General features: G+C 56.4%; 10 protein-coding genes. 2 read left to right on the top strand and 8 right to left on the bottom strand.

Annotated elements, in window-relative coordinates; translation table 11 throughout:
* Window positions 1–599 (bottom strand): citrate/2-methylcitrate synthase (locus tag QNK41_RS06645; RefSeq protein ID WP_319255017.1); only part of this gene is annotated, 599 nt, incomplete at its 3' end.
* A 235-nt stretch (window positions 600–834) separates the two neighbouring features.
* Between QNK41_RS06645 and QNK41_RS06640 the strand changes: the two genes are divergently transcribed.
* Window positions 835–1623 carry a hypothetical protein gene (locus QNK41_RS06640; RefSeq protein ID WP_319255015.1) on the top strand — a complete coding sequence of 263 codons (789 nt, stop codon included), beginning with the start codon at window positions 835–837 and terminating at the stop codon, window positions 1621–1623.
* Window positions 1624–1627: 4 nt separating this feature from the next.
* Here the strand turns inward: QNK41_RS06640 and QNK41_RS06635 are convergent, their stop codons facing one another.
* The 6 genes from QNK41_RS06635 to QNK41_RS06610 form a co-directional block, all read right to left on the bottom strand.
* Window positions 1628–2056, bottom strand: a complete 429-nt coding sequence (locus QNK41_RS06635) for a response regulator (RefSeq protein WP_319255013.1) — start codon at window positions 2054–2056, stop codon at window positions 1628–1630.
* Window positions 2057–2117: 61 nt separating this feature from the next.
* Window positions 2118–2768 carry a histidine kinase dimerization/phospho-acceptor domain-containing protein gene (locus tag QNK41_RS06630; RefSeq protein WP_319255011.1) on the bottom strand — a complete coding sequence of 217 codons (651 nt, stop codon included), beginning with the start codon at window positions 2766–2768 and terminating at the stop codon, window positions 2118–2120.
* Window positions 2765–4567 carry a sensor histidine kinase gene (locus QNK41_RS06625; protein WP_319255009.1) on the bottom strand — a complete coding sequence of 601 codons (1803 nt, stop codon included), beginning with the start codon at window positions 4565–4567 and terminating at the stop codon, window positions 2765–2767. Before QNK41_RS06625 ends, QNK41_RS06630 begins: the two co-directional genes overlap by 4 nt.
* 42 nt (window positions 4568–4609) lie before the next feature.
* Window positions 4610–5827: a response regulator gene (locus QNK41_RS06620; protein ID WP_319255007.1), complete on the bottom strand. Its 1218-nt coding sequence runs from the start codon at window positions 5825–5827 to the stop codon at window positions 4610–4612.
* Window positions 5828–5829: 2 nt separating this feature from the next.
* Window positions 5830–8016 carry a SulP family inorganic anion transporter gene (locus tag QNK41_RS06615; RefSeq protein ID WP_319255005.1) on the bottom strand — a complete coding sequence of 729 codons (2187 nt, stop codon included), beginning with the start codon at window positions 8014–8016 and terminating at the stop codon, window positions 5830–5832.
* Between the two features lie 6 nt (window positions 8017–8022).
* Entirely contained in the window at window positions 8023–8607 is a 585-nt protein-coding gene (locus QNK41_RS06610) for a TetR/AcrR family transcriptional regulator (protein ID WP_319255003.1), read from the bottom strand.
* 446 nt (window positions 8608–9053) lie between these two features.
* On the opposite strand from QNK41_RS06610, the gene QNK41_RS06605 reads away from it, so the two are divergent.
* Window positions 9054–10292: a hypothetical protein gene (locus QNK41_RS06605; protein WP_319255001.1), complete on the top strand. Its 1239-nt coding sequence runs from the start codon at window positions 9054–9056 to the stop codon at window positions 10290–10292.
* A 3-nt stretch (window positions 10293–10295) separates the two neighbouring features.
* Here the strand turns inward: QNK41_RS06605 and QNK41_RS06600 are convergent.
* Window positions 10296–10694, bottom strand: a 399-nt coding sequence (locus QNK41_RS06600) for a PAC2 family protein (protein WP_319254999.1), incomplete at its 5' end; no start/stop codon positions are given.

Below are 10694 nucleotides of genomic sequence, written 5' to 3'. Positions count from 1 at the left end.
AACATCATGTTCAGAAAGTTCTCGCAGTAAGTGAGATCCGGACGGGGATAGACCACCTTATGGCCGCGAGAGATCTTGTATGACATGGCGGCCATGGTGCGTACCTTGGCCAGCAGTCGGGTCATGGTGATGATGACATCTTCCTCCAGGGTACTTAATTCCGGATAAAAGCTCCTCAGGGCATTGACCATGGAAGAGAGGATTCCCATGGGGTGGGAGGCCCGGGGATAGTTCTGGAAAAACGCTTTGAGGTCTTCATGGACCAGACTGTTGTCGTTGAGCAACACCGAAAAGCGGGTCAGCTGTTCACGGTTGGGAAGCTTGCCGTTGATCAGCAGGTAAGCGGTCTCTTTGAATGTGCCATGTGCGGCCAACTGTTCCACGGGGATGCCACGGTAGCGCAGAATCCCTTTTTCGCCGTCCATATAGGTAATGGCACTCAGGCAGCTGCCCGTGTTGGCGTAGCCGGGATCCAGGGTGATGAATCCGCTGTTGGCACGCAGGCTGGAAATGTCGATTGCCTTTTCCCCTTCGGTTCCGGTGACGACCGGCAGCTGTATTTGCTGACCGTTATAGGTGAGGGTAACAAATTCTTCCATGCTGACTCCTTTCTATCCGGAAAGACCCGGTACTCTCCTTATGCAGTTGAACGGAAATTCAGATCGTTTATCTCGTCTGCATCCGTACAACCGGAACAATTGTCTTGCCTGGCGGCCTGTTTTCAACGTAATTTATAAAGAAAAAGGGGCAGGGCCTTTCGGGTAACAGCCGATATTCATATGAATATCCGGCGCAGATGTCAAATACCAAATCAGGTCCCCAAGGAGAAACGCAATGTCATACAAGGACAACCTGCTAAAGAAGATAGAGATCGACCGACTGGTCCGGACCATCGCCGATGCCATCGGGCCGGTGGAAAGCGGCAAACGCATCGACAAGACGGTCTTGGTACAGTTGATGACCTTTTTCCCCTGGTCCCGCCGGGATGAGCGGGATCTGGTGCTGTTCCTGGAAACCGACGGCCCCGGGAAAACGCGTATCCTGGTAATGGACAACGACCTGACCATTTACCACACCAGCGTGGAAGATGTGGTGCTGAGAAAAAGTCCCACCGTGAAAGAGATGGTGAACATTCGTAATGCCGTAAAAATTCTCAACGACAAGGATGTGGTGGTCAGCAAGAAGGAGGCGTCATTGAGGACGATTCAGGAGATCAGTATCGGCGAACTGGACCTGCGCTATACCGCCTCCGATATCGATGGTATTGCCCGGGATGGGACGGCATCCCTGGAGAACGGTTATGCGCAGGGCATTCAGGAGAGCCTGATGCTGTTCGCCGAATTGCTGGGGCTGAGACCGGCGCCCAAGGCCTTTTCGCTGAACCACCACGACATCTATGGCCTCGTGGTCGAAAAGCCCGGTGGCGAGACCACATTCGGCCCGCTGGTGATGTTCAGCCTGGTCCACAACACCTTGACCTACCTGGAGACCCCCCTGAGCAGCCGCGATAAAGGACGGTTTGACAGGCTCAAGGCCGTTGCCTCGGGGGAAGCTGAGGCGTCCGCTTCAGGGCCGGCGGTGTTCGATCTGATGAGATCCAAGGCATTGGTCGCCGTCCCCTAAGCGCCTACATGCCGAACTTTCGCAGCGCTTCAATGACTTTGTCCTGACTCTGCTTCTGGACAATGACGGCTTTTTGATGGTGGGCCTTTTTTATTTTTTTCGCCAGGGCATCCAGGTCGGCCGGTTTTTCCACAAAATCCATGGCACCCGCCTTCATGGCCTCCACGCCCTTTTGAACCGTCGCATGGCCGGTGAGCAGGATGATCTGCATCTCCGGTCTTTTTTCCTTGATGGTCTTCAGGGCTTGGATGCCGTCCATTTCCGGCATCATGAAATCCATAATCACCGCATCGTAGGATTCGGCGGCGATGAGCGACAGCGCCTCTGTGGCCGATGTGGATGTGGTTACTTCCATGTCGCGGGCGCGCATGCGTTCGGCCATGATTTCCAGAAACTCCACCTCGTCGTCAACCAGAAGTACTCTTTCCTTCATTGTAGACTCCTTTCGAGTTACCCGTCGAAAATGCGACTGTTTAAGAGTTTATCAACCTTTACTATGGTAGAATAAGAACAATTTCGCCTTTATCTTTGTCCGCCTTCAATTGGGCGCCGAGAAGCCCGGCCACCATCGTCTCTCGGGGCGAAGGAAAACCCGTTCCACTGGCCAGACAATCCCCTGACAATCCGCAAAAACGAATCCGGGGGGCGTTCCCGGCTTTCTCTGCAACGATGCATACCGTCTGGTCCGGGGCGCGGGCATCCATGGCCCGGCACAGACAGGTCCACACCAGGTCTTCCAGGAAAAACCGATTGGTGACGGCGGTAATCGGTGTGGCCGGTACGTCGATCTCAGGTGGTTCTCCCTTCATGGCGATCAGCCGCGCAGCCAGCACGGATATAAAATGAATGACCTCGCCAATGTCTACGGTCTCCGAGGGGTGGTCGGTGCTGTGGGCAAAGCGATTCATGTCCTTGACGATCCGATCGCCCCGTTTCACCTGGCGGACAATGGATCGGGCCAGTCCCGACAACCGTTCCGGCGAAAGCGGCATTCCCTTTTCAATCATCATGACCATGTCCTGGAGCAACCCGGCGTTTTCATTGACGATGGCCAGTACATTTTTAATTTCGTGGGAAATGGATGCGGACATCTCCCCGAAGAAGCGAACCCCCTCGATGGCCATGGCCTGGGAATCGTCTCTCATGTTGTCTTATCCTCCGTGATTTGCCTGTCGGCGGCAGCGTTGTTAGCCGGAGATACGGCGCAGGCAACGGCAGACGACAACGGTGGCGGTTTCAGGGGCAGGGTGACCATAAACCGGGTTCCCCGGTTCAGCTGACTGCTCACCGTGATTTCGCCGCTCATCTCCGAGACCATGCCATAAGTGACGGACAGTCCCAAACCGGTGCTTCCGTGGCCGGTACGGGTGGAGAAAAAGGGCTCGAAGATGCGCTTCAGATCGGCTTCCGGGATGCCGTGTCCGCTGTCGGCCACGGTCACCGTGATATGCGTGGTGTCTTTGCGTCCGATCGTGACGTCCAGCCGACCGCCGTCTCCCATGGCCGCAAAGGCATTGTTGATCAGGTTCAAGAAGATCTGCTGGACATTGCCCCGGTCACTCTCGAAGGTCGGAATGATCCCCTGCACCGTTACCGAAACGACGATACACCGGCGTTCGGCTTCTTTTTCCATGAAGCCGAGCACCTGTCGGATGATGGCCTCGATGTCCACCGCTTCGATGGATGATTCCATGTGTCGGGCAAAATCCAGCAGCCGCCGGGTGATGGTACCGCAGCGGCGCACCGATGCCAGCACGTCGTCCACCAGCCTCATGAGCTTCTCGTTACCGCTGTGGTCGCTGTTGATGGTGAACAGGTCCTTGATGAGTCCGGCCTTCTGGTTGATGATGGCCAGCGGGTTGTTGATCTCATGGGCCACCCCCGAGGCCAGACGACCGATGGATGATAGCTTGTTGGCATACTCCACTTGATGCAGGGCCTGCACCCGGCGCTGGTCGGCGGCATGGATGCGGTTGACCAGGTACGTGGCCACGCCCATGATGGAGACCAGGATGATGGCGATGCTGAACAGCAGAAAACCGATAAGGCGCATGCGTGGCTTGAGCCACAGATCCATGATCCCTGATTCCTGACGGATCATCATGAGCAAAAAGGGGCTGTCGGGAATCGGGGCAATGCCCATGAGGATGGAACGGCCGGCCTGATCCACCGTTCTCAACGTCCGGGTCCCGTCGACCGCTTCGGGGATAGCCAGGGGTACTTTTTCGAAGTGCCTGCCATATTGCCGGGCGGGCGTTTGGAGAATCCCCTCGGTGTTGACGATGAAGGCGTCGTCGCCCTCGTCAAGAGCCAACTGCATCACGGGGACGGCCAACAGGCCGGCATCCAGCGTCGATCGCAAAACGAAAAAGCCGCCGTTGTCCAGGTCGTGACGAATGGCAATCACCAGCCCATGGTTTTGTCCCTGGTCTGCGGTTACGTCACTGATGAAAAATCCATTGGCGACGGCATGATCGAAGCAGGTGGTCGGTTTCACCCGGCTGCTTCTTAGCGCACCAGTACCGGCATACGCTTGAACGGTGCAGTCGATATCCACCACGCCGAGATCCATGAATCCGCCCATGCCGCCCTGCAGGTTGGCCAGGATGGCGTCCAGCCTCCCCGGTGCCAGCAGATCTGGCAGGCTGTTGTCCCGGGCAACGAATTCAAGGGCTGCCCGGCGCTGGGACAGCAGAAACGAGACACTGCGCCAGGTGTTGGAAACCATGCGGGCGGTGCCCATCGTCGCTTCGGATTCAAAGGCCTGGCGGGTGAGCCGGTAGTCCACCAGCGTCATGACCAGCAGGGGCGCAAGCGTCACCACGGTGGTGAAGACAACGATCATCAACCATTTGCGCCGGAAGCTGAAGTGGCTGCTGCCCGGTCCTGAAGCCGCATCCTGATAGTCCCAGAAACGGGGTTTGAATCGGGACAGGTTCAGCATGGACGACACCGTTTTTCAGGCGGGAGCACCAGCATGCCTGACTCAGGATTTGAATAGCTGTATTTTTTCATGGGCCTTTTTCAGGGTCTCGCTCAACTCGTCGATGTCCACGGGTTTTTGCATATAGGCGAAGGCGCCCAGCTGCATGCACCGCTTGCGGTCTGCCTCGCTGCCGTGGCCGGTGAGCACAATCACCTCGATTTCCGGTCGGGTGGTTTTTACCTGCTTCAAGATCTCCATGCCGTCGATTCCCGGCATTTTCAGGTCGATGATCATCACTTCCGGATCGTCCTCAGCCACCAGGGTCAGGGCGGATTCGCCGTCATAGGCCACGGCTGATCCCATTTCCCGCAATTCCAGGCGTTCTGACAGGGTCTGAACGAACTCCCGCTCATCATCTACCAGCAGGACTCGGGAGGGCATCTCGAAGCTGTGTTTGCGGTAAATATGGGGCTGGTGAAAATCCTTGCCGACGACTGTTTTTACCGACCGGACCCCGCTAACTGTGCCGGCAATGGATTGGAGTTCCTCCTCCAGCCTTGCCAGCATCAGCACGTGTTTGTTGATGGTCAGCACCACGGCCCCGTTTTCGGCGGTCACCGAGACATTGTGCCCGGCACGGCAGAGTGCCATCTCTACGCTGGCTGCCAGTAAGAAGTTTTTTTCGGCCTGAATGGAGGCGTTGGTGCGACGGACGGCATCCTTGATGAGATTTTCCTCGATCAGTGAGCCGGCCTTGGCCACATTCATCCGATTCATGGGGAGCACCATGTCGTAAAGGCTGACGTCCCACGGGTCCTTGGCGGAAAACACGGTTTCGGTCCAGGCGGCATTGTCCGCATCCCGGGCGCGGATCTGTTTCAAGGCATCCTTTTCAGTCAGGCCCTGGACGACCTCGGCCTGTTCGATACGATAGGGGGTTTCAGCGATAATGCAGACCCGGAGCATATGGCTGACAGTCTGGGGGATCAACAGGCTGGAAAACCCGTGGACCACGGCAGGGCCTTTTTCCAGTTCGGTTGCCAGGGCCAGGCGCAGGCAGGCAATCGAGCACTCTTTTTCATGGGTGAACTTGTTAAATACCGAGGTCTTGGCCGAAAAGGCACGCTGAACCTTGTTTTCCGGCATGCCTGACGTCTCAGCGGCCCTAGAAATTAACTGGTCGTCAGTGATCAGTCGATACCCGGTGCTGTCCATCACGTCCCGGACCACCGCGTCCGCACTGCAGAAAATGCCGCTGAAGATGGCGATGACAGACATCGTTACCCTCCTTTGGGTTCGCTGTGGATCGATAGGGTTCGAACCGAGGTCAATGGGCAGCTTTTTTCGCTGCCCCCCTTATGGGTTTTTTCGTGGATGGCACGAATGGCCTGCTTCATGGTCGGATAGATGTGATCTTCACCGATTTTATATAGCAGGTGCGTGCGTCGCAGCACCTGCATCACGGGTTCATGAACACTGCTCAAGGAGATGTCGATGCCGGCGCTTCTCAACCGGTCCACGATCAGTGACAACGACTCCTGGCCCGAGGCGTCCATGTCGTTAATCGATTCGGCGGCGATGATGATGTGTTTGAGCGCTTTTTTCATTTTTCGCCGGTGGCGAATCTGGTCCTCCAGGTAGCTGGCGTTGGCAAAGAAAAGGGGTCCGTCGAAGCGGACCACGTCGATGTAGCGGCACTCTTTCAGCCCGTGGGTCACGACGTCATGGAGCGCCTTGTCCAGACCCATGGAAAGGTCCACCACGTGGGGCCGCATGCTCCGGTAAAGAAATACGCAGAGCGACAGGCCCACCCCCACGATGATGCCCCGGTCCAGGTGGGGGGCGAAGACCAGGGTGCACACGAAGGTGATCACTGAGATGGCCCCATCGTACCATTGGGCCCGCCAGGCGTGAATGAATCCCCGCGCGTTGATCAATCCGGCCACCGCTATCATGATGATGGCCGCCAGTACGCTCTGGGGCAGGTGGTAGAGCAGGGGCGTGAAAAAAAAGAGGGTCGCCACCACTGCCAGGCTGGCAAACACATTGGACACTCCGGAAACGGCCCCGGCCTGGAGATTGACCGCCGACCGGGAAAAGGATCCGGCCACGGGGTAGCTTTGGGCCGCCGAGCCGATCATATTGGCCAGCCCCTGCCCCATGAGTTCCTGATTGGGGTCGATGCGCTGGCCGGTTTTAGCGGCCATGGCTTTGGCGATGGAGATGGCCTCCATGAAGCCCAGCAGGGCGATGATGACGGCCGACGGCATTAGGGTCATGGCGCTGTGGCCATCGATTTCAGGAAATGAGAAGTCCGGAAGGCCTCTGGGAATGTCACCCACCACTTCACCCCCGCCGCTAAAGACCAGTGCCGTCGCCTCCAGCGGTGCGTTGCCGATCCTCAGTCGCCAGGTGCGGCCAACCTTTTCTGTGTCTGCCGGGCGATTGCCCTTGGCATAAAACCGCAGGTCGCCATTCCGGGTCCGGCCGGCTTCAAAAAGCAGGCGGCGGATCTGATGACGGTAGTCTGCCGCCTGGTCTGCCTTCATGCCCATTTGATAATTAAGGATCTCCAGATCCCGGCGGGAATCGATGGCGATCATACGGTGGCCGTCGATGGTTGCCTGCTTGAGGGTATTGTTTATCCGAGTGCGTCGGTCTTCCATCTGATCGAGTTGCCTCGTTTCAGCGTTGAAGTTAACGATCAATGCCCGGGTGTCTGCATTGACCACTGATTCCAAGGGCATGGTGGACTGCTGTTCGAATCCGGTGGCCCAACTGATCAAGGTGGTGGCGGCCACGGCCACGAGCACATTGGGGATCCGCAGGGTGATCTTTTTCAGGACCAGCATGACCGCGAAGGCAAACAGGCCCATCAAGAGGGTGGGCCAGTGGGTGAAATAAAGGGCCGCTTTCACCACCTGGAGGACCGTATGGTAATGATAATCACTGCTGTCCACTGCCACGCCGAACAATTTTGAGAGCTGGCCGGTAGCGATAATGATAGCGGCGGCATTGGTAAAACCACCGATCACCGGATGAGAGAGAAAGTTGACCACGAGGCCTAAACGAAACAGGCCCAGACCGAATTGAAACAGTCCCACCATCAGCGCCAGCGCTACCGCATAGCCGATATACGCCTGGCTGCCGGCGGCGGCCAGAGGCTGCAGGGCCACGGCGGTCATCAGGGAAACCACGGCGACGGGGCCGGTGGCCAGTTGACGGCTGGATCCGAACAGGGACGCCACTGCCGGCGGCAGAAACGCCGCATACAGGCCGTAATAGGCTGGCAGGCCGGCCAGCTGGGCATAGGCCATGGACTGGGGAACCAGCACCAGTGCTACGGTTAACCCGGCAAACAGGTCACCTTTTAGATTTCCGGCACGATAGCCGGGCAGCCATTCCAGAAAGGGCAGCAGCCGGCTCGGGGTGAGGTTGCGCCAGGCGAATGAGAAGCGTCGGGCCATGGCAGTCTACCGGCTTCCCGTCAGCAGCCTGCGGCAGGCAACCATCAAACTGTCGTAAAGGGTGCCGGCGTCATACACCCGGTAGGTGTTGAGCCGGACAATGCCGTCCACCATGGCAAAGAGAACCATGGCCGTCTGTCGCGGGGAGTCGACCGCTACCGATCCGTCTTGCATGCCCTTTTGGATTCCCTCCTCGAAGATGTCCAGCAAACAGGTGTAAATGGATTCCAGGTGGCTGCGGCACACCGGACTGGTTTCGGCCATTTGATAGGGATCGTGGCGGTGAATGATCAGGAACTGGTCTTCCATGGTGCCGGCCAGTTGCAGATAAAAAGCGACCACACCCTCGACCCGCTCTATCCCATTTTGATCCCGGCGGGTCTGCTGATGCCGGTCAAACTGGTCCAGAATGCTCTCTTTCACATCATTCAGCACCTGTAAAAAGAGGTCTTCCTTGTTTCTAAAATGGTGAAAGATGGTACCGGTTGCCGCACCGGTGATGGCGGACAGCTCCGCCATGGCGGTTCCCTGAAACCCGTTTCGCGAAAAAAGCCGGGTGGCAGAAGCAAGGATTGCATTTCGTTTGGACATGTGTTACCTGTTCAAAAATAAGCCAACCGAATGATCGGTCGGTTTTTTTAACTAAAGACTTTGCAGGAAAAAGTCAATATTAAAGTAACCGTTTACAGGTTCAAATGCTCTAGTTCAAAGGTTCAAGGTCGCATCCGTGCCACTAACCCTGAACGTTGAAACCTGACACCTTTTAACGCTTACCTAATTCCCAAACTGAGCGTTTCAAATTTTTTAGGATGATAGATGGTGTTCATTTAACTGAATATTCCCGCAAACTATCCTGAAAAATGTGAAACCCGTTGGGATTGCCGATCTCACCGTATCTACGGCGTCAGATGCCTTCCCGCATAGGCGACTATAGCGGAAAGGTCTCCTCCTTGTATCTGCGCCAAGCTCGACAATCAGTTTGGGTAATTGGAAGCGAATATTCGATCATACGCTGGCGGACGATTAGGAGAAAATGAATGTCCCACCCCATACCCGAAAAGGCGAAACTGCTGGAGAAGCTCAAACAAGGCGGTTTTGACATCCCCGACTTTATTTATGTTCCCCCGCAGCATTTTGAGACCGAAGATCTCGCCGCCCTCGAGTCTTTTCTGGAAAAACACCGCGAAAGCTTCAAGGTGATTGCCCGCAGCGCCCATCCATTGGAACGCCGTTTCAAAGGGGGCACATTCGACTCGTTGGAAACCTATGCCGATCTGGGGGGCATCCGCTATGCCCGCAACAAGATGATCAAGCTGGCAAAAAGCAGCAAACACTTGAGTATTGCCCGGCAGCAGCGGTTCAACCATGCTCCGCAGATGGATCTTGAACAGATGGGGGTGATCGTCATGCCCTTTATCGATGGATCCAGCGTAATGGCCAAGATCATTGGCGGCAACTGGGAGTTCGGATATTGTCGGGACCGCATTCACAAGGTGCAAAGCGAACCTTACATCACCCGGACCCCCCATGACCGGCGGCTGGTTCAGCTGTCAAAGAAGATTCAGACGTATCTGGGATTTCGATGCGAGATCGAATACATCATTTCAGCAGACGGCGGCATTCACGTGGTGCAGGCCAAAGACATTTCCAGCATCGACATCCTGGAGGAAAAGGAGAGCCAGCGGTCCATCACACTAGACGGCATCCGGCGGATCCGCAAGCGGCGCAGCTACCGGGAGCGGCCGGTGTATGTGATGGACAATAAAGCCTTTTATATCGATATCATCTCCCAGTGTGAGGAGATGGTCAGCGAATGTGCCACGGCCGGCAAGCCGGATATTGCCCAGATCATTGATTCCATCAACGCCTATGAGGCGGAATTCGAGGCGTTTGCCCTGCGCCATCAGCGATACGCGGTGCTCGGGCTCGCCATTCAAGATCCGGTCGATCTTTACCAGATTGCCAGCCATTACCTGGACGACACCCCGGAATTGCAGGCGGAACTGTCCAAAGCCCTGCACAACAACCTTTACCAGATCGATATATTCCTGTCCGAAGCCGACACGCTGATTGCCAAGGACAAGTTCCGGATCAATCTGTGCAGCCACGATGCATACGGAATCGACACGGTTCGCAACCCCTTGTGGACCGTATACTGGTATGTGGATCGCCACGACGACGTGGTTCGCGAATTTAAGCGGATTGGCTTTAAGACTGGAGACACGGTCGGTATCGACATCGATGTTGAAGACAAGCCAACCGTATACCGCCAGTAGCTGTCAAGGATCGAGAAAATCCTTAAGATTGATCACCTTTCCCTGTTCATTCCCGTTTTGTCCCAGGTCCTGCATGGCGCCTTCGCGTTTCTTTTTACGGACCTGGTCCATGATCCCCGCGAGTTTGGGATTGTCGGTCATCAGCTTTTGAATCTGAATCTCAAGGGCTTCCCAGTCGGCTTCCAGCGCGTCCGTCTTCAACGAAAAGGATGCCATGTCAGTAAGCAGCCGGACCAACTGAAGCATCATGCCATGATGGGTGATGCCCTGCAGGTAGGCGGGACAGTGGCCCCAGAGGCTGGCACCGGCCACCGCGCGCTTCCGGCAGGCCTCCAGAATGATCGTGTGGATGGCGCTGGGGCCGTGATAATTGATCGGAATCACCCGATGCCGGCTGACCAC

It is taken from the genome of Desulfosarcina sp. (assembly GCF_033791525.1).
Lineage (GTDB): Bacteria > Desulfobacterota > Desulfobacteria > Desulfobacterales > Desulfosarcinaceae > Desulfosarcina.
The sequence above is the reverse complement of the archived record's forward strand: the minus strand, read 5'-3'. Positions and strand labels throughout refer to the sequence as shown.